Raw genomic sequence first — 18,434 nt, forward strand, 5'->3', positions numbered from 1 at the left:
GGCGACCGGCGGGTGCGTGCGGTGGCGCCGCCGTGCGAGCGGCCCCACAGTGGGCACGGACCCGGTCGGGTCCGAGACGATCGCGCTCCCCCGGGCCGGCGCTCCGACGAGGGACGGATCAGCAGGTGCTTCAGCTCGAACTCCCCACCGAGACCCGGTCGGTGTCGCTGGCCCGTCACCGCGTGCACGAGTACTGCGTCGGTGACGACTGCGCCGCCGCCTCCACCCGCGGTGGGACCGCGGCGCCCGGCGTCGACCTGCTGCAGGTCGTGGCCCTGCTGACCACCGAACTCGTCGCCAACGCCGTCCGGCACGGCGGTGGGGACCGGGTGCGGGTGACGGTGGACTGCTCGGTGGGCGGGGTGCGGGTCACGTGTTCCGACGACAACCCGGCCGAGCCGGTCGTGCGCCAGGTCGACGCCGACGCGACGAGCGGTCGGGGCATGGCCCTGGTCGACGTCCTCGCCGACAGCTGGGGCAGCGTCCGGGCGGTCACCGGGAAGCAGGTGTGGTTCCAGGTCGGCGGCGACGCCTGAGCCTGCGACGCCGGCCTGTGACGTGTCAGGCGATCCGACCGGGACCCGCCTCGGGCGGACGCGGCCGGTCCTCCGGGTGGGCCCGGACGGCGAGGATCGCGCAGTCGTCCTCGGGCGAATCGCCGACGAGTTCCACCACGAGCCGGTCCAGCAGTTCCTCGAGGGTGAGGCCGCCGCAGCTGCTCAGGACCCGGCGGAGGTCGGCGAGGCCGTCGTCCAGGCTCCGGCCGCGGTGTTCGATGAGCCCGTCGGTGTAGAGGAGCACCGTGCTGCCCGGCGGCAGCAGGTGCACCTGGTCGGTCCGGACGGTGTCCGGGATCAGCCCGATGAGCAGTTCCGGCTCGGACTCCATGACCTCGGTGCCACCGTCGGCGGTCAGGACGACCGGCGGGGGGTGGCCGGCGTTCGTCCAGCGGAGCCTGCGCAGCCCCTCCTCGGCGTCCTCCTCGGTCTGCTCGATGCGCGCCAGGACGAGGGTCGCGAGGCCCTCGACGTGCAGACCCGCGAGTGCCCGGTCGAGGCGGGACACGACCTCCGACGGAGGTTCCAGGCGGTCGAAGGCGAACGCGCGCAACAGACCTCGCAGCTGCCCCATGTGCCCCGCGGCGGTCATGTCGTGGCCGGTGACGTCGCCGATGACGACGGTCGTGGCCCCGTCGGGGAGGACGACGGCGTCGTACCAGTCCCCGCCCACGTACTCCCCCACCGCGGCGGGGACGTAGCGGGCGCGGATCTCGAGGTGGTCCGGCTCGGGCAACCGGGTCAGCATCGACTGCTGGAGGATCTCCGCGGCGCTCCGGCGCTCGCGGATGAGGGTCGCGCGCTGCACGGCCTGGGCGGTGTAGCCGGCCAGCGCCTGCAGCGCCGCCCGCTGCTCCGCGGAGAAGTCCTGGGCCTGGCCCCAGTAGAGGAAGACGGCGCCCACGACGTCGCGTCCGACGACGAGCGGGAGGTTCACCGTCGCCCCCAGGGGTGGCAGGACGGCGCGGGCCGGGAGGTCCGGGTGCACCGCGAGCAACTGCTCGCGGTCCCGGTGGAAGATCGCCCGCCGGGTGCGGACCGCGGCGGCCACCGGTGAGTCCTCGTCCCAGGATACCCGGGCCCAGGAGGGGTTCATGCCGGCCGGCATGTGCTCCAGCGAGCTGAACCGGAGGTGCGTGCGGGCCGCGTCCGCCAGCAGCAGCCCACCGCCGGCGGCTCCCAGTTCCGCGGCCACGACGTCGGTGATCGTGGCGGCGACCTGGTCCACGGTGATCGTCGCGGTCAGGGCCTCGCTCAGCGTGAGCAGCAGCCGCCCGAAGCGGCCCGCGTCCTCGGCGGCGGCCTGGGCCGCGCGCGCGGCGGCGGCGTCGGCGAGGGCCGCGTCGCGCTGCTTCGCGGCCACCACCTGGCCGGTCACGTCGCTCTGGACGCTGACCCGGTGGATGAGGCGGCCCTCGGCGTCGAAGACCGGGGACACGACGACGTGGTTGTAGAACGCCGACCCGTCCTGGCGGTAGTTCAGCAGGACCTGGCTCACCGTCCTGCCGGCGGCGATGCCGTCGCGCAGGTTGGCGACGGCCTCGGGGTCGGTGTCCGGCCCCTGCAGGAAGCGGCAGTTGCGCCCCAGCACCTCCGCGGCGTCCCAGCCGGTGAGCTGCTCGAAGTTCCGGCTGACCCAGACGAGCGGTTCGTCCGCCGCGGCCGGGTCGCTGATGGCCATCGCGAGACCGCTGGAGAGCACCGAGCGGTGGGCCCGGTCGACCACGGCGGCGGCCCGGACCCCGGCCACGGCGTCGGGGAAGCGCACCGGCAGCAGCACCAGCAGCGAGCGCGCCCGCAACGGCAGCGGCGCGTCGTGCAGCGGCATCCCGATGGCCCACAACGCCTCCCGGGCCTCGGTCGCCTCCGACCGCAACGCCGCGCTGACCTGGCGGCCGGTGTCGGGATCACCCGCGGCGACCCGGGTGAGCGGGGTGCTGCTCGCGCTCAGCGGGCTTCCCGGGTCGACCTCGAGTCCCGCCGCGCGCGACCAGTCCTCGACGTCGAGGGGCAGCCGCACGTCGGGGGCCAGCTGGCGGGCCAGGTCGTTGACGTAGACGACCTTGGTCGACTCGGTGTCGACGAGCAGGACCGCCGCCGGGTAGTCGTGCGCCACGACGGGAAGTTGCCCGACACCGCCCGGCAACGCACCCGCAGGCTGATGACTCACGGTGCGAGCTTACGAGCGTCGCGCCCCGGCGCGCGCCGCCGCAGGCCGCCAGGACCGCTCCCCCCGCTCGACCGGTGCCGACGAAGGAGGGTGTGACAGGGCCCCCCGGGAGGGCCGTTCCGGCGGGCCTCGACCGCCCGCGGCGTGTTCGACTGGCGTCGGTCACGGAGTCGATCCCCCGTGACCCACCACCCTTTCGCCGTCCGCGAGGAGAACGCACCGCATGACCACGACCGTGAAGGCCTACGCGGCCACCGCCGCCGACCAGCCGCTGACCCCGACCACCATCGAGCGTCGCGACGTCGGGCCGCACGACGTCCTGATCGACATCAAGTTCGCCGGCATCTGCCACTCCGACATCCACACCGCCCGCAGCGAGTGGGGCGCCACGAACTACCCGGTCGTCGTCGGCCACGAGATCGCCGGCATCGTCGCCGAGGTCGGCTCCGAGGTCACCAAGCACTCCGTCGGCGACCGCGTCGGCGTCGGCTGCATGGTCGACTCCTGCGGGGAGTGCGAGTACTGCACGGGCGGCGAGGAGCAGTTCTGCGTCAAGGGCAACGTCGGCACCTACGCCGGTGTCGGCGAGGACGGCGAGCCCACCCAGGGCGGCTACTCCCAGGCCATCGTCGTGACCGAGGACTTCGTGCTCCGGATCCCCGAGGGCATCGAGCTCGACGAGGCCGCGCCGCTGCTGTGCGCCGGGATCACCACCTACTCCCCGCTGCGCCACTGGGGCGCGGGCCCCGGCAAGAAGGTCGCCGTCGTCGGCCTCGGTGGGCTCGGCCACATGGCCGTCAAGATCGCCGCCGCCATGGGCGCGGAGGTGACCGTCCTGTCGCAGTCGTTGAAGAAGCAGGAGGACGGGCTGCGCCTGGGTGCCGCGCACTACTACGCGACCTCCGAGCAGTCGACGTTCCAGGACCTCGCGAGTTCCTTCGACCTCATCGTGAACACGGTCAGCGCCGTCGTCGACCTCGACGCCTACCTCTCGCTGCTGCGCGTGGGCGGCACGATGGTGAACGTCGGGGCGCCGGAGAAGCCGTTGTCGCTCGCGGTGTTCTCGCTCATCATGGCGCGGCGTTCGCTCGCCGGTTCCCCCATCGGTGGGATCCGCGAGACCCAGGAGATGCTCGACTTCTGCGCGGAGCACCACCTCGGCGCCGAGATCGAGGTCATCGGCGCGGAGCAGGTGAACGAGGCCTACGAACGCGTCCTGGCCTCCGACGTCCGCTACCGGTTCGTCATCGACGTCAGCACCCTGGACTGACGCACCGACGTGCGGACGGCCGGTCCTCCCGCGGGAGGGCCGGCCGTCGTCGCGTCGATCAGCCCTGATCGTCCCGCGGGTTGAGGGACGCCGGATCGCCGTCCTGGTCCTGCGACCCTTCGTCGTCGCGCGCTCCGTCGCCGGACTCCTCGTCCCGGAGGTCGCGGGGGTTCAGCATCCCCGGGTCCGCGTCGGCGTCCGGCACTTCCGGGTTCTCTCCTGGTTCCTGCATGGCCCCACTGTGCGCCGCGCACGGTCCCGGCGCGCGGGGAACTCCAACGCGCGGCCCCGGTCCCCGGCTCGTAGCGTCGCCACCATGCCCACCGACCTGTACACGGCCGACGTCACGGCGTCCGCCGGAACCGCCCGCTCCGACGACGGTCTGCTGGAAGTCGACGTCCGCGAGGCGACGTCGAGCGACGACTCCGGCGCCACGAACCCCGAACAGCTGATGGCCGCGGCGCTGAGCACGTGCCTGCTGGAATCCCTGAAGATCGCCACCAGCACCGCCGGGGGCAGCACCGAGGGCGCTCAGGTGCGTTCCCGGGTCACGCTGGCCCAGGACGACGGCCCCGGCTACTCGGCCCGCTACGAACTCCTCGTCACCCTCCCCGACGCGGGCGCCGAGCCTGGCGACGTCCTGCAGCAGGCCCTCTCGATCTGCCCCTTCACGAAGACGATCGACGCGGCGAGCCTCGACGTGCACCTCGTCTGACGCGTTCGACGTCTGACGTGCTCGATGTCTGACGCGCTCGATCCCGGGGAGGTCCGCCGGGTCGCCGCCGCGATCGCGGCCGAGGACGAGGAACGGGCCGGGGTGGCCATGTTCCTCGGGCTGCAGCCCCCACCGCCCCGTCGCGACGACCCGGCGCACGCCGACGTCGACCTCGGCCGTCGCCTCGGCGTCGTCTGGGACGTCCTGGCCGCGGCGGATCCCGACGTCACCGTGCAGGACGCCCTCGCGGTGCTCGCCGACCTGGAGTTCCGGCCCGTCCGGGCCCGGGCGGGGAGCGAGGTCCCGGACCGGTTGGCCGCGTGGCGTCCGGAGGGGTGGCGGACACCTCCCCGGGCCGAACGCGACGCCGGGGCGGCCCGGGTCCGGGACGCCCTCGTCGGGGGGCGCCTCCTGCGCGTCGTGAACTACCACGACACCCCGCTCTCGCGTCAGGAGGAGTTCCGGGTGGAGCTCCAGGGCTACGCCGCCCGCTTCGACCCGGTGTCCGCGGCCGACGTCCTCGACTTCTTCGCCACCGGACGGTGGCGCACCGGCCGACCGGGGATCGTCCCCGCGTTCTTCGACGGTTTCGCCAGCGCGGTGCGCTGCGCGGCCCCGCTGCTGGCCGAGACGGGCCTGACCGGCTGGTTCTACCCGCCCACGGAGTTCCTGGACGTGCGGCCGGGCGACCAGCAGGAGTTCGCCCGGGCCCACGACTACGGCGTGCTCGAGCACCCCGGGGACCGGCTCGCCATGACCTGGGACGAACTCGCCCGTCTCGCCGAGGACCACGAGGTGTGCGGGCACACCGCCACCCACGCGGCGTCACCCGACGTGGTGAGCGACGACGACGTCGAGCGACAGGTGCGTGAACCCGTCCGTCGGCTCACCGAGGTCTGCGGACGGACGCCCGCGGCGTGGGCCTGGTTGGGCGGTACCCCCTACGACCCCGGTGCGCCCGGGGACCGCGCCGTGCTGGCCGCGGGGATCCCGTTGCTGACCTCGAACGCGACGCTGGAACGCCTACCGTCCTGACGTGCGGGTCCCCGGGCCGCAGCGCCGGTTCACTTCAGCCCGCTGCGGGAGATCCCGGCCACGAACTGCCGCTGGGCGACGCCGAAGAGGACGAGCACGGGCAGGATCGAGACCAGCGCACCGGCCATCAACGCCGGGTAGTCCGTCGTGTACTGCCCCTGCAGGAACGACAACCCCACCGGCAACGTGTACAGGTCGGGATCGCGCAGCGCGACCAGCGGCCAGGCGAACTCGTTCCACCGGTACATGAACGTCATGACCAGCAGCACCGCGATGAGCGGCCGCGACAACGGCAGCACGATCGACCACAACGTGCGGAACTGCCCCGCCCCGTCCAGCTGCGCCGCCTCGAGCAGTTCGTCCGGCAGCGACAGGAAGTACTGCCGGGCCAGGAACACCCCGAAGGCCTCCGCGGACCGCGGGACGATGACGGCCCAGTAGGAGTTGATCCAGCCCAGGTCGTTGACCAGGTCGAACTGCGGGATCAGCAACGTCTGGATGGGGATCATCAGGGTCGCGAGGATCAGGAAGAACACCACCGAGCGGCCGGGGAACCGGTGCTTGGCCAGCACGTACCCGGCCGTGACGTCCACGACGATGGTGATCACGACGGCCACCACGGCGATCGCGAACGAGTTCTGCAACCACTGCAGGACGGGGAAGTCCGTCAGCGCCCGGCGGAAACCCCCGAGGTCGACGCCGCGCGGCAGCAGGGAGACGCGGCCCGCGACGAGGTCGGCGCGGGAGGAGAGGGCCGTGACGACCATCCAGTACAGCGGGAAGACCCACACCAGGGCCAGGACGAGGACGACGACGAACCGCGGCCACCGCCTGGCCGGTCCCCGCGCGGTCGTCGTGGTCGAGCGCTGGACCCGCAGGTCGTGGGTGCGCGTAGAGGTGCTCACGACTCCTCCTCGCTCCGGGCCTGGATCCGCCACCACAACAGGGTGGCGAGCAGGATCACCAGGAAGACGACGACCCCGATCGCGGAGCCGTAGCCCTGACGACGGGCCTGGAAACCCTGGGTGTAGGCGTAGGTGACGAGGATGTCCGTCGCTCCCGCCGGCCCACCCCCGGTCATGACGCGGACGACGTCGAACACCTGGAACACCTCGATCACCATGAGGACCGTGACGAAGAACGTGGTGGGGCGCAGCAGCGGCCAGCTGACGAACCGGATCCGCTGCCACCGGGAGGCCCCGTCGAGTTCCGCGGCCTCCAGGAGGTCCCCGTCGATGCCCTGCAGGGCGCTGAGGTAGAGGACCACGACGAGTCCGGTGCGCGCCCAGAAGAGCATCACGAACACCGAGACCGCCGCGGCGGTCCCGCCCGACTGCCAGTCCGGGGCGGGCAAACCCCAGCCGGAGAGGGTGCGGTCGACGATGCCGACGTTCTCGTCGAAGATCCAGCGCCCGGCCATCGCGACCACGACCCCCGAGATCACGTAGGGGGCGAGGAACAGCGCGCGGAAGATCCCGCGGGCCGGCAACCGGTCCCGCAGCAGCAGCGCGATGCCGAACCCGGCCGCGATGCTCGTCGGCACGGAGACGAGCGCCAGCAGACCGGTGTTGCCCGCGGCCCGCCAGAACGACGGGTCGCCCACCATCCGGGTGTAGTTCTGCAGGCCCACGAAGTCGGCGGTACCGATGCCCGTCGAGTTCGTGAGCGAGATCCGCACGGCCTGCACCAACGGCCAGAGCACGAACAGGCCGAAGAGGACGAGCGCCGGCGTGAGCAGCGCGTAGGAGACCCCCCAGCGCCGGACGGCGGCCGCCCGGCGCCCACGCGCCGGCCGGACCGCGAGCGAGCTGACGCCCTGGCTCACGACGTGAGGACCGACTGCACCCCGGCGACGAGCTGCGCCAGGGCCGCCCGGTCGTCGTCGCTGCCCAGGAAGATCGCGTCGAGGCGGTCGGCGAGCTGCCCGTTGACCGCGCTGAAGTCGGGGACGACGACCTGCTGGACGAGCTGCTCGCGGATGGTGGTCGCCTGCTCTACGAACAACGGCATCAGGTCGGGGCGGACCGTGTAGTCGAGGGTGGCCGGGTCCACGTCGGTCCGGGTGGGCAGGACGGTCGCGGCGGCGCAGAACGCGCCCATCTGCTCCGCTCCCGCGCAGTAGGCCAGGAAGTCCAGGGCCGCGTCCTTGCGCGGGCTCGCCTCGACGGCGACGAGGGCGTTGCCGCCGAGGTCGGCGGAGGCGTTGACGTCGCGGGGCAGGAACGTGGCCTGGTAGTCGAACCCGGCGCCGTCGATCTCCTCCAGCAGGAAGTCCCCGGCGAAGACCATGGCGACGGTCTGGTTCACGAACAGGTCGCTCGCGGGCTGGCCGCGGGAGGAGGAGGCCTGCGGGACGAGGCCCCGGCGGAAGAAGTCCCGGGTGTGGGTGAGGGCCTTCAGCATCCCGGGGTCGTCGGCCGCGACGCCCTTCAGGTCCTCGGTCAGCAGCCGGCCCCCGGCCTGGTCGACGAAGTTCAGCCAGCGGTAGGCCCCGGCGTTCTGCCAGTTCACCGCGAAGGCGTAGGTGTCCGCGCGCGAGGGCTGCACCCGGCCGGCGGCGTCGAGGAACTGCTCCCACGTCCACGCGGTGTCCAGCGTGCTCGGCAGCGTCCCGAGCCCGGCCGAGGCGACCGCGGCGGTGTTCACCAGGACCATGGAGGTGTCGGTGTGGTGCGGGACGCCGAACGTGCCGTCGTCGTCGCTGACGGCGCTCCAGAACGCCGGGAGGAACGACTTCTCCAGGCTGGACGCGTCCTTCAGGTCGGCCAGCACGTTCTGCGCCCGGTAGGCCGCGACGTCGGTGTAGCTGACCCGGAAGAGGTCCGGCGGGCTGTCGGTGCGCAGGCCGGTGTCGACGGCGGTCAGGACCTCCGAGTACGGCACGACCTGCAGCTCCACGGTCGGACCGCCCTGGGCCTTGAACCCGTCGGCGAGGGTCTGGAACGCCTTGAGCTCGGCGTCACCGGCCCACGTGATCATCGTCAGGGTGCTGTCGTCGCCACCCGAGGGCGGGTCGTCGGAACCGGTGGAGAACCCGCCGCAGGCGCTGAGGCCGAGGGCACCGGCGGTGCCGGCGCCGGCGGCCAGCACCGACCGTCGGGTGGGCCGTCGGGTGGGGGTGGTGGAACGCGACATCAGGACTCCGGGGGGCTGCGCGGGCGCTGGGGCACTCGCTGGGTGAGGCAGCGGGGGGAAGGGTGGCCTCACCGTATCGGCGTGCCCTCGGCGCGGCGCGGTCAAACCCACAGGGGTTTCGAGATGCGACGCCGGCCGTCTCGCGGTCCGATGTCGGGGTAGGGCCCGCGCGGGCGAATCCCCGTCCGGTCAGCGCCGTGCCCACCGACGACGAGGAGAATCCTGTGATCAAGTACCTGCACGACGCCGGTGTGAAGTCCGACTGGGCCTACACCGCCGGTTTCGCGAGCATCGGTCTCTCGTTCCTGGCCTGGGGGATCTCCCGTCAGGCGGAGGACGCCGGGACCGACCGCGCTGACCGCTGGGGCATCTTCGTCGGCCACTGGGCCCCCACCTTCTTCGGCGTCGGGCTGGCCCTGCACACCTACGAGAAGTGATCCGCGGGCGTCACCCGGCCCCCGGGTGACGCCCTCCCCGCACCCGACGGTCCCGCCCGGAGCGCGGAGGTCCCCACCTCGCGCGTTCGCGCCGCTCCCGTAACCTCACCTGCACATCGGCGCCACCCGGGCCGTCGTCAGGAAGGTGCAACGTGCAGTCGTGGATCGAGCTCCTCGCAGCGACCCGGCGGACGGCGGTGGTCGACATCGGTGCGAACCCCATCGACGGTGACCCGCCCTACGCTCCGATGCTGGCTGCGGGGTTGTGCACCGTCGTCGGGTTCGAACCGCAGGCCGACGCGCTGGCGAAGCTGCACGCGGCGGCCGGTCCCCACGAGCGCTACCTGCAGCACGCCGTCGGCGACGGGGGCGAGCACGAGCTCAAGGTCACCTGGATGAACGGGATGACCAGCCTCTTCGAACCGGACGTCGCCCGCCTCTCGGCCCTGAACGAGTTCGCCCGCTACGGCCAGGTGCTGGAGCGCATCCCGGTCGCGACGACGCGACTCGACGACGTCCCCGACCTCGGACCGCTGGACCTGCTCAAGATCGACGTCCAGGGTTCGGAGCTCATGGTGTTCCAGAACGGCCGGAGGACCCTCGCCGGCGCCGTCGCGGTGCACACCGAGGTCTCCTTCGTCCCGCTCTACCAGGACCAGCCGTTGTTCGCCGACGTCGACGCGGAACTGCGCGCCCAGGGTTTCCTGCCGCACGCCTTCGCCGCCGTCAAGCGCTGGCCGATCTCCCCCGGGGTCCTGGACGGCAACATCTTCGCGACCCACCAGCAGCTCCTCGAGGCCGACGTCGCCTACGTCAAGGACTTCGGCCGGCTCGGGGAACTCTCGACGGAACAGCTCACCCACCTCGCGCTGCTCGCCCACCACGTCTACGCCTCGCCCGACCTGGTGGTGCGCTGCCTGGTGGAACTGGTGGGCCGGGGTGACGTGGACGGTGAGGTCGTACCGGCCTACGGCCGCGAGCTCGGGGTGTCGCTGGGCACGAACGGGGTCCGCAGCGACGTGTGAGGGCGGGGACGCCGGTGGTCCTCGTGGCCCCACGTCCGCTGCAGGTCGCTGCCGACCGCCTCGGCCGCCGTGACGCCGGGGACGTCGAGGACCTCGGCCCCCTCGCCGCGGGCCAGGTCCCGGCTGCGCCGGACCACGAGGTGCTCCCCGACCCGCGCGGGGGCCACGTCCGCGAGATCGCGCAGGGTGCTCCCCGACAGCAGCACGGGGACGTCGAGGTCGACCCGGAAGCGGCAGCGGCGCAGCACGTCCCACGACGGGCGGCCGCGGTGGACGCGCGGGTCGTCCAGCAGGTCCGCCGCCTCCCCCGAGACCAGCCAGACCCCGGCGTCGGAACCCCGCAGCAGCGAACGGACCGAGGCCACGACGTCCGCCGGTTCGCGGCCGCGGTCGTCGAGGGTGACGACGACGTCGGGGTGGGACCAGACCAGGCCCTCCCCGCGGGCCGCGGGGTCGGGGACGAACCGGGCGAGCGTCAGACCCTCGAGGTTGCGCGAGGACCGCGCCTGCGCCTCGTCGGTCCGCCCGGCGAAGTCCGGGCCGTCGTGCCAGGCCACGGCGTCGCGGGCGTGCACGAACCCGGCGCCCGCGATCCAGCAGCGGTGCGCGAACTCCCAGTCCTCGCCCCCGTAGGCGGTGAACGCCTCCTCGAACCCGGAGACCTCCTCGAACAGTTCCCGGGTGACGCTGAGCACCGCGGAGATGACGAACCGGTACGCGTCGTCCCCGGCGGCGCGCAGGTCGTCGGTGCGTTCGTAGGCCTCGGCCAGCCAGGCGGGTTCGGGGAACTCCCGCGGAGCCGGGACGCCCGTCGCGAACCAGTCGCGGAGCTCACCCGGTGTCGTCGACGCGAGGTCGGCGTGGCGCCGCCGCCCCACCACCAGGTCGGCACCGCCGGCCACCGCACGCACCACGGCCGAGACGTACCCGGGTTCCGGCACGGTGTCGGCGTCGAGGAAGCAGAGCAGCGAACCCCGGCCGGCCGCCGCCCCGAGGTTGCGGGCGGCCGCGGCCCGGAAACCCCGGTCCGGCTGGGACACGACCCGCACCGGGTAGGGACGTGGCCCGGGCTGCGGCTCCACCCGGGAACCGTCGTCGGCGACGACGACCTCGAGGGAGGGGTGGTCCTGGAGTTCCAGCGCGGTCAGCACGAGGTCCAGACCGTGCGGGTCCTCGAAGTAGGGCACCACGACCGTGATGAGCGGGGTCCTCACGCGGGCAACCGGTCCGCGATCGCCAGCAGTTCTTGGACGGTCTCCTCCAGCGTCGGTCCGCCCGGGCCGTCGGCCCAGCTGAGTTCCGGGGTCGACCAGACCTCGACCAGGGCGCTCGCCAGGTCGTCGTAGACCCGGACGCAGTCGGGGTGACGCTCCAGCAGTTCCGTGACGTAGTCGCTGCGCGGCACCAGCGGACGACGTCCGGCCCCGATCCAGGCGTTGATGGAACCCGAGGCGGAGAGGTGCTCGTGCGGGGCGACCGGGATCACCGCGGAACGCAGCAGGGCGGGGAGCTCCGCGTCGGGCACGTACCCGGTGACGTCGAAGGTCCGTCCCTTCGCGTGGGCCCGGCGGGTGAGTTCCACCACGAGGTCCTCGTGCCCGTCGGAGGGGCGGCCGAGGGCGGACAGCCCGACCCCGGCGGGCAGGCCGTCGAGGGCGTCCAGGACGAGTTCGTGCCCCTTCCCGGGGTAGAGGAAACCCAGGACGGCCACGGCCACGGGTCGCGCCCACGGGTCCGCCGCGGGCGAGGGGGCGAACCGCGGAACGGGCAGCGGCACCACGTCGGCCACCCGGGTGACCCCGCAGGCCGCGAGCAGGCGCTGTTCGTGCCGGCTGGACACCACCACGGCGGAGGCCGCCTCGGCCATCCGCCGGTAGGCCCGCGCCCGGCGGGGGTGGTTGACCGGACCGTCGCTGGGTTGCGGCAGGTCGTGCAGGGTCACCAGCAGGTCCCGCGCCGACGCCAGCCCCTCGACGAACGCGGCCGCCTCGTCGGCGTCCCGGCCGAAGAGCCGGTCGGTGACGTGCACCAGGACGGGTCCGGGCCCGGCCCCGTCCAGCTCCTGCAGGACGTCGGGGAGGTCGGGACGCCCCACCCGCCGCACGAGCCGACGGCCGGGATCGGTGCCCACGACCCCCCACTGGGCCAGCGCCGCCGCCGTCACCCCGTGCTCGGCCGGGCCGACGACCAGGGACACCGTCACGACAGCACCACCACGACAGACAGCACCCTCACGACAGCACCGCCGCGACCTCCGCGTGCCGGGCCAACCCCGCCTCCGCCACCCCCGGGTGCTCCCGGTACCAGCGCAGGTGGGCCTCGCGGACCTCCGCGTCGGCGACCTCGCGCCCGGCCACGGTCCAGCCCGGCCGCCCGCTCCCCGCCAGCCCCAGGGCGGACAGGACCTCCGGCAGCACCGGGGCGTGGACGCTGTCCAGCAGGGTGCGGCCCGGGTCGTCGACCGCCGCGGGCAGCCCGCAGGCCCGCAGGACCCGTTCGGCCAGCCCGCGCAGGACGTCGTTGCCGGGGTGGTTGATCGTCTGCGTCGCGCGGGCGCCGGCGGCGAGCAGCAGGTCCGCGACCTCGACCGCCCCGTGCCGGGCGCAGCGCTCCTGCAGTTCCCGCACCGACACCGCGCGCACCTCCCGCACCGCCTCGGGCGAGGGGACCTCGGGCAGCGGCGGACGCCCGGCGGCCAGCGTCAGGGAACGCAGGTCGTGGTAGGGCACGACCGGTGGTTCACCCGACCCCGGACTGCGCACGATCACCTGGAACGGGTGCAGCGCAGCCCACCTCAGCACCGGTACGACCACCACCCGCGGGGTGCGCGGGGCACGGGCGGCCAGCTGCGCCGTGCCGAGCGGCAGGTCGCGGTAGTCGTCGCGCACCGGTTGCGACACGAGGACGTCGACGTGGGCCAGCAGCCGGTCCAGGTGGGGCAGGTCCGCGGCGGTCAGCTCGTGGACCGGCGGCACCCGCACGGTGCGGACCGGGGAGGAGTCCGTCCCCAGCAGGACCCGCAGGGACTCCGCCTGGCAGTTGCCGTGGACGAGCACCAGCGGTCGGCCGTCGTCGACGGGCAGGGGCACCAGCCCGTAGAACCCCCCGTAGTGCTCCTCCCTCGTCACGAGTTGACAATAGGGGCATCAGGCCCCGGGGGCCCCTGGGGGCGGAACCGCGTCGGGTGTGCTGTCATCGTCGCGTGCTCGACACCCACACCTCCTCCCACCGGTTCCCGGGAGGACTGACCCGCCAACCGGCGCGTCGGGCGTCGCACGCACGTCGCGGACCCTCGGAGCCGCTGCGGATCGCCGTGCTCGGACCGAGCCGCCACCCGGTCGCCGAGCCGTACGCGGGCGGGCTCGAGTCCTTCGTCGGCACGCTCGTCGACGGGTTGCGCGCCCGCGGCCACCAGGTCCTCCTCTTCGCGGGCGCCGGCTCACCGGGGGTCCAGCCCGAGGTCCTCGGGGGTGGGTCGTGGGCGGCGGACGACCTCGCCCGCACCGACTCGTCGATGCCGGCCGCGGAGTTCATGTCCGAGCACCACGACCACCTGCGCGTCATGACCGCCCTGCGCACGACCTACGCCGGTCACGTCGACGTCGTGCACAACAACTCGCTGCACTACCTCCCCCTCGCCCTGGCCGACACGTTGCCGGTGCCGGTCGTGACGAGCCTGCACACCCCGCCCACGCCGTGGCTCACGTCCGCGCTGGCCGCGGGCGGCGGATCGGCCGCGTTCACCTGCGTCAGCGGCTTCACCGCCGCCCAGTGGTCACCGCACGTGGCGTCGGTGCAGGTCGTCCCGAACGGGGTCGTGCCCCGCCGCTGGCGACTCGGTCCCGGACGCGGTGGACTCCTCTGGTTCGGACGGATCGTGCCCGAGAAGGCCCCGCACCTCGCCCTGCGGGCCGCGGCGCTCGCCGGCCGGCACCTGGACCTCGTCGGGCCCGTCGCCGACCGCGCGTACTTCGCCGCCGAGGTGGAGCCCCTGCTGGGCGCGAACGCCACCTACCGGGGGCACCTGGGCGGACACGACCTCAGCGGGGCGGTCGGCAACGCCTCGGCGGTCCTGGTGACCCCGGTCTGGGACGAGCCGTTCGGGCTGGTCTGCGCGGAGGCGGCCATGTCGGGGACGCCGGTGGTGGCCTTCGACCGGGGTGGGATCCGTGAGGTGCTGAGCCCGGGCGGGACGACCGCGATGGGTCGCGTCGTGCCACCCGACGACGTCGCCGCGCTGGCCGCGGCCGTCGACGACGTCCTGGGGCTGGACCGACGTGAGGTCCGGCGCCACGCGCTGGAGCACCTGTCCTTCGACCGGGTGGTCGACGCCTACGAGCGCCTCTACGCGCGGGTGCTCGGACGCTGGTCGGACACCTCCGAGGGCAGGGTTGAGGGCAGGGTCGAGGGCAGGGTCGAGGGCCGGGTCGAGGACCAGGTCGAGGTCGCCGCGTCGTAGGCGGCCAGTCCCCTCTCCTGGAACTCCGCCAGCCAGCCCTCCATCGGGAACCACCCCCACCGCCGGTGGAACACCGCGGCGTTGCGCAGGACGGCCTCCAGGTGCTGGACCGGTGGTCGCTGCGTGGGGTGGTGCTGGTGGTACGCCTGCGCCCCACCCACCCAGTGCAGCGCGCCGCCCATCGACCGCACCGTCGCGGCGACGTCGGTGTCCTCACCGCCGTAGCCGCGGAACTCCTCGCAGAAACCCCCGAACCGGCGCCAGTCCGCTGCCGTCGTGGCGAAGGAGAGGGACCAGAACAACCACCACTGCGACTCGTCGGCGAGGACGACCTCACCGGCCGCCGGGACGGGTCGCGCCGGGTGCGGATCGGCTGCGGCGGAGAGGCCGTCGAGGTCACGGGCGGACCGCACCACGACACCGGGCGGGAGGTAGGCGACGGTTCCGCACCACAGCGCGGGCCCCGCGTCGGCTGCGCCGTGGGCGACCGCCCGTTCGTAGGCGGCGAGGGTGTGGGGCGCCGGGACGCAGTCGACGTCGAGCAGGACCAGGAGTTCCGCTCCCCGACGGACGGCCTCGGCCGCGGCGGCGTTCCGCGCCCGGGCCAGCGGGAGTTCCCCGTCCGGTCCGACGGGGACGTCGACGACGACGACCTCGCAGGTCCCGGGCCGGTCGAACTCGGCGACGACCTCGCGCACGGCCGGGTCACCCATGGCCGCGACGACGTGCCAGCGCGGCGTGGAGGTGCTGCGCTGCAACCCGATCAGCTGACCGCGGAGGTGGTCGTGGCGACCCGCGACGATGGTGAGGACCGCGGTGGCCAGGACGGCGGTGGTGCTCACGCGCCACCCTCCCGGTCCGCGAGGTCGTCGAGGAACCGCGCCGCACGGGCCGCCCCGTCGCCGGGCGCCCAACGCTTCCAGGGTCCCGTGCCGACGGCGCGGGCCTCGACCAGGAGTTCCGGCCACGCTCCGGGTTCCGGCCACTCGTCGAGGGCCGTGATCCCTTCGGCGCGCAGGAGTGCCGCCCGTCGGCGCTGTTCACCGAAGGGACGCTCCTGGGCCACGACGACGGCCGGCCGGCGCGCGGCCGCGACCTCCGCCACCGCGTTGTGGCCACCGTGGACGACGACGACCTCGTTGCGCTGCAACGCGTCCCAGACGTCGACCGGCCGGTCCCCGCGACCGGGGACGAGGTACTCCCAGGTCCAGCCCGGCGTCGCCTCGCGAGCACGCCGGAAGTCGTCGTCGCTGACGTCGCGGCCTCCGCTGCCCCAGAGGACGAGCACGGTGCCCGGAACGGGTTCGACGGTGGGGCGCCCGTCGAAGCGCGAGAACGCGCCCACGTGCACGACCGGGGTCCCCGACCCCGGGGCCGGGTCCGCGGGTTCCGGCCACGGGGCCAGCAGGGCCCGGGCGACGTCGCGGCCCAGCCGGTGCGCGGGGTCGTCACGGTCCCCCAGCATCGCCGCCACGACGACGGGGACCCCGCACAGCCGGGCCAGCAGCGTCACCTCGACGGAGACGTCGACGACCACGAGCGCCGGCCGGGTCGTCGCGATCCACGTCGCGATGCGGGCGGTGCGCGCAGCCAACCCCGGGTGGTGCGCGGGAACCCAGTGCAACCGCCCCCCGGCGTCGACGCGGCGGCGGTCGAGGGGTTCGGTGTCGTCCTGCTCGAGCTGCACCCATCCCCCGCCCCAGTCCGCCGGTCGCGGGGCCGAGGAGAGCGCCGTCACGGGTGTGCGCAGGTGCTCGGCGACGGCCCGCAGCCGCTGCACGTGGCCGGACCCCTGGTGGTGGGCGTACCAGCCGATCACCGCGGTACCCCGACCCCACCCGTGACCCGGTCCCGGACGGTCCGGTACAGGTCCCGGTGCGCGCGTGCGATCTCCAGCCGCTGCGCCGACCGACCCGCCGCGGTGGCCCCGGGAACGCCCGCGAGAGCGCGTCGCAACCCCGTCAGCACGGACTCCACGTCGTGCAGGTCCACCTGTTCCAGCGGGTGCTGCTCGGCGAGGAAACCCGCTCGGCCGGCCAGGACGGCGGTCCCGAGGTCGTGGCAGAGTTCCAGCCAGCCCGAGTGGGTCCCGTGGCCGTAGGCGACGACCGAGACGTCGAGGTCGAGCAGGTAGTCGAGGAGTTCCTCGTCGTCGAAGCGCCCGTGCACCCGCAGGTCGATGTGTCCCTGCTCCGCGGCGGACCGCAACCACGCCGTGAGTTCCGCGTCGTGGCGGGGGAAGTCGGGGCGCAGCGCCTCGTCGTGGACGTCGACGCGCAACCGGGCCCCGGGTACCCGGGCCACCGCGTCGGCCAGCGTCCGGACCGCGGGCAGGGCCAGCAGGTTCGCCCGCAGGCTCTTGAGGTGCAGCCCGACGACGTGTGCGGGGTGGGCGGGGCGCGGGGTCCCGATGCGTTCCGGCGGCGCGAGGTGCGGGTGCGGGACGACCACCGGCGTGCGACCCCACCGGTCCTGGACCGCCTGCGCCGCACCGGGCGTCAACGTCAGGAGGCCGTCGGCGGCCGGGACCAGGACGTCGAGCAGGCGGTGGTACCCGGACTGGTCCAGGAGGTGCGGGTTCTCCAGGTCGTGCACGGTGAGGACGAGGGCCTTCCCGGTGCCCCGCAGCGCATCCACCAGGTCCTGGAGCTGCGCCGGGGTGCGCGACTCGAACCCGAAGTGCAGGTGCAGGACGTCGAACTCCGCGGCGTTCCCGACCACCCACGCGGCGTCGAGCGCCCGCGACGGGGCCCACGCGCCCGACGGCGCGGGTTCCGGTACCACGGTGACGTCCGGGACCCGTGCGTCCTGCACGTTGGCGACGTAACCGTGCCCACCCGGGACGTGCAGCACCCGGACGACCCGCGCGGTCGTCCCCTCGTTGATCTCCACGGCAGTCATGGTGCGGGTTCCCGGTCGCTCGCGCGAGCTCGTCAGGCGGTGCGGCAGGGTGCGGGAGAGGAGGACAGGGCGTCGATCAGCTTGTTGATGCGGCGGACGTGGTGCAGCGTCACGCCGTGCGCGAGGAGCGCCGTCGGCAGCAGGGTCCAGCGCTCCGGGACGATGCGCTCCAGGACCGCGAGGGTGTGCTCCGGTGCCGCGAGCAGACCGTGCTCCTCGGAGGCGAGCAGCGCGACGGTGTCCAGCCACGGCTCGTCGGCGGGTTCGGTGCGCCCGGCGGGTGCTCCGGGGTCGCCGAGGTCCAGGGGCGCCACCACCGAGGCCCAGCCGCGCAGCTGTCCCGCGGCGCCCTCGACGACGACCAGCGACGCGCCGTGGGCCCGCTGGACGGCCAGGTGCAGGGCGGCCAGGTCGGGGCAGTAGGCGAGGACCGGCACCCCCCGGGCCCCGCCCGTGCTCATCCGCGGCGTCGCCGCGGTGTGCCGCCGGGCGAAGGCGAGCAGACGCTGGTTGACCGTCACGGTGACCTTGTCGTTGGTCACGAGCAGGCTCCGCGCACCGGACTCGGCGCTGCGCTGTTCGATCCAGGCGATCGCGACGTCCGCGGCGGCGTCCCGTGGCCCGGCCTCGCGGAAGGGGACCCAGGCCGCGCGGTAGGTCGGCGGGATCCGGATCGGCACGACGTCAACCTAGCCTCCGCCCGGAGCGGCCGCACCCACGACTCACGCGT

The 18,434-nt window shown here is 73.9% G+C and carries 19 protein-coding genes; 7 read left to right on the forward strand and 12 right to left on the reverse strand.

What is annotated here, in order from left to right:
- Positions 1 to 125 precede the first annotated feature (125 nt).
- On the forward strand, positions 126 to 536 hold the full coding sequence (locus tag ACFQ46_RS09140) for an ATP-binding protein (RefSeq protein ID WP_380259183.1): 411 nt from the start codon (positions 126 to 128) through the stop codon (positions 534 to 536).
- Positions 537 to 561: 25 nt separating this feature from the next.
- Here ACFQ46_RS09140 and ACFQ46_RS09145 read toward each other — a convergent pair whose 3' ends face one another.
- Entirely contained in the window at positions 562 to 2,727 is a 2,166-nt protein-coding gene (locus tag ACFQ46_RS09145; protein WP_380259184.1) for a SpoIIE family protein phosphatase, read from the reverse strand.
- A 223-nt stretch (positions 2,728 to 2,950) separates the two neighbouring features.
- Between ACFQ46_RS09145 and ACFQ46_RS09150 the strand changes: the two genes are divergently transcribed.
- Complete coding sequence (locus tag ACFQ46_RS09150) at positions 2,951 to 3,997, forward strand: NAD(P)-dependent alcohol dehydrogenase (protein WP_380259185.1); 1,047 nt, start codon at positions 2,951 to 2,953, stop codon at positions 3,995 to 3,997.
- A 58-nt stretch (positions 3,998 to 4,055) separates the two neighbouring features.
- On the opposite strand, the gene ACFQ46_RS09155 is transcribed toward ACFQ46_RS09150, so the two are convergent.
- Positions 4,056 to 4,229: a hypothetical protein gene (locus ACFQ46_RS09155; RefSeq protein ID WP_380259186.1), complete on the reverse strand. Its 174-nt coding sequence runs from the start codon at positions 4,227 to 4,229 to the stop codon at positions 4,056 to 4,058.
- Positions 4,230 to 4,313: 84 nt separating this feature from the next.
- Here ACFQ46_RS09155 and ACFQ46_RS09160 point away from each other — a divergent pair, with 84 nt between their 5' ends.
- Both ACFQ46_RS09160 and ACFQ46_RS09165 read left to right on the forward strand, forming a co-directional pair.
- The gene (locus ACFQ46_RS09160; protein WP_380259187.1) at positions 4,314 to 4,712 is read left to right on the forward strand and encodes an OsmC family protein; all 399 of its coding nucleotides are present in this window, start codon (positions 4,314 to 4,316) and stop codon (positions 4,710 to 4,712) included.
- A gap of 24 nt (positions 4,713 to 4,736) precedes the next feature.
- Positions 4,737 to 5,747 (forward strand): polysaccharide deacetylase family protein, encoded by a 1,011-nt coding sequence (locus ACFQ46_RS09165; protein WP_380259188.1) that lies wholly within the window; start codon positions 4,737 to 4,739, stop codon positions 5,745 to 5,747.
- A gap of 29 nt (positions 5,748 to 5,776) precedes the next feature.
- Here the strand turns inward: ACFQ46_RS09165 and ACFQ46_RS09170 are convergent, their stop codons facing one another.
- From ACFQ46_RS09170 to ACFQ46_RS09180, 3 genes are read right to left on the reverse strand one after another with little or no spacing between them, the layout of a single operon-like run.
- Positions 5,777 to 6,652 carry a carbohydrate ABC transporter permease gene (locus tag ACFQ46_RS09170; RefSeq protein ID WP_380259189.1) on the reverse strand — a complete coding sequence of 292 codons (876 nt, stop codon included), beginning with the start codon at positions 6,650 to 6,652 and terminating at the stop codon, positions 5,777 to 5,779.
- Positions 6,649 to 7,572: a carbohydrate ABC transporter permease gene (locus tag ACFQ46_RS09175; RefSeq protein WP_380259190.1), complete on the reverse strand. Its 924-nt coding sequence runs from the start codon at positions 7,570 to 7,572 to the stop codon at positions 6,649 to 6,651. Before ACFQ46_RS09175 ends, ACFQ46_RS09170 begins: the two co-directional genes overlap by 4 nt.
- Positions 7,569 to 8,882 carry an ABC transporter substrate-binding protein gene (locus ACFQ46_RS09180; protein WP_380259191.1) on the reverse strand — a complete coding sequence of 438 codons (1,314 nt, stop codon included), beginning with the start codon at positions 8,880 to 8,882 and terminating at the stop codon, positions 7,569 to 7,571. Before ACFQ46_RS09180 ends, ACFQ46_RS09175 begins: the two co-directional genes overlap by 4 nt.
- Before the next feature lie 197 nt (positions 8,883 to 9,079).
- Between ACFQ46_RS09180 and ACFQ46_RS09185 the strand changes: the two genes are divergently transcribed.
- Positions 9,080 to 9,319, forward strand: coding sequence for a hypothetical protein (locus ACFQ46_RS09185; protein WP_328292713.1), 240 nt, complete (start codon positions 9,080 to 9,082; stop codon positions 9,317 to 9,319).
- A 152-nt stretch (positions 9,320 to 9,471) separates the two neighbouring features.
- On the forward strand, positions 9,472 to 10,344 hold the full coding sequence (locus ACFQ46_RS09190) for an FkbM family methyltransferase (RefSeq protein WP_380259192.1): 873 nt from the start codon (positions 9,472 to 9,474) through the stop codon (positions 10,342 to 10,344).
- On the opposite strand, the gene ACFQ46_RS09195 is transcribed toward ACFQ46_RS09190, so the two are convergent.
- Genes ACFQ46_RS09195 through ACFQ46_RS09205 form a run of 3 tightly spaced genes read right to left on the reverse strand, consistent with a single transcriptional unit; the run spans position 10,287 to position 13,472 of the window.
- Positions 10,287 to 11,558 (reverse strand): glycosyltransferase, encoded by a 1,272-nt coding sequence (locus ACFQ46_RS09195; protein WP_380259193.1) that lies wholly within the window; start codon positions 11,556 to 11,558, stop codon positions 10,287 to 10,289. The genes ACFQ46_RS09190 and ACFQ46_RS09195 overlap by 58 nt on opposite strands.
- A complete protein-coding gene (locus ACFQ46_RS09200; protein ID WP_380259194.1) occupies positions 11,555 to 12,547 on the reverse strand; it encodes a hypothetical protein in 993 nt (330 codons plus the stop codon). Before ACFQ46_RS09200 ends, ACFQ46_RS09195 begins: the two co-directional genes overlap by 4 nt.
- Before the next feature lie 28 nt (positions 12,548 to 12,575).
- Entirely contained in the window at positions 12,576 to 13,472 is an 897-nt protein-coding gene (locus ACFQ46_RS09205) for a WcbI family polysaccharide biosynthesis putative acetyltransferase (RefSeq protein ID WP_380259195.1), read from the reverse strand.
- A 185-nt stretch (positions 13,473 to 13,657) separates the two neighbouring features.
- Between ACFQ46_RS09205 and ACFQ46_RS09210 the strand changes: the two genes are divergently transcribed.
- Entirely contained in the window at positions 13,658 to 14,803 is a 1,146-nt protein-coding gene (locus ACFQ46_RS09210; RefSeq protein WP_380259196.1) for a glycosyltransferase, read from the forward strand.
- Here ACFQ46_RS09210 and ACFQ46_RS09215 read toward each other — a convergent pair.
- From ACFQ46_RS09215 to ACFQ46_RS09230, 4 genes are read right to left on the reverse strand one after another with little or no spacing between them, the layout of a single operon-like run.
- The gene (locus tag ACFQ46_RS09215; protein WP_380259197.1) at positions 14,689 to 15,645 is read right to left on the reverse strand and encodes a glycosyltransferase family 2 protein; all 957 of its coding nucleotides are present in this window, start codon (positions 15,643 to 15,645) and stop codon (positions 14,689 to 14,691) included. The two genes, ACFQ46_RS09210 and ACFQ46_RS09215, sit on opposite strands and share 115 nt — an antisense overlap.
- Positions 15,642 to 16,622 carry a hypothetical protein gene (locus tag ACFQ46_RS09220; RefSeq protein WP_380259198.1) on the reverse strand — a complete coding sequence of 327 codons (981 nt, stop codon included), beginning with the start codon at positions 16,620 to 16,622 and terminating at the stop codon, positions 15,642 to 15,644. The genes ACFQ46_RS09215 and ACFQ46_RS09220 overlap by 4 nt, the downstream gene beginning before the upstream one ends.
- Positions 16,619 to 17,695, reverse strand: a complete 1,077-nt coding sequence (locus tag ACFQ46_RS09225) for a glycosyltransferase family 1 protein (RefSeq protein ID WP_380259199.1) — start codon at positions 17,693 to 17,695, stop codon at positions 16,619 to 16,621. Before ACFQ46_RS09225 ends, ACFQ46_RS09220 begins: the two co-directional genes overlap by 4 nt.
- A gap of 41 nt (positions 17,696 to 17,736) precedes the next feature.
- Positions 17,737 to 18,384, reverse strand: coding sequence for a hypothetical protein (locus ACFQ46_RS09230; protein WP_380259200.1), 648 nt, complete (start codon positions 18,382 to 18,384; stop codon positions 17,737 to 17,739).
- Positions 18,385 to 18,434: the final 50 nt, after the last annotated feature.

The organism is Kineococcus sp. GCM10028916 (genome assembly GCF_042674865.1).
GTDB lineage: Bacteria > Actinomycetota > Actinomycetes > Actinomycetales > Kineococcaceae > Kineococcus.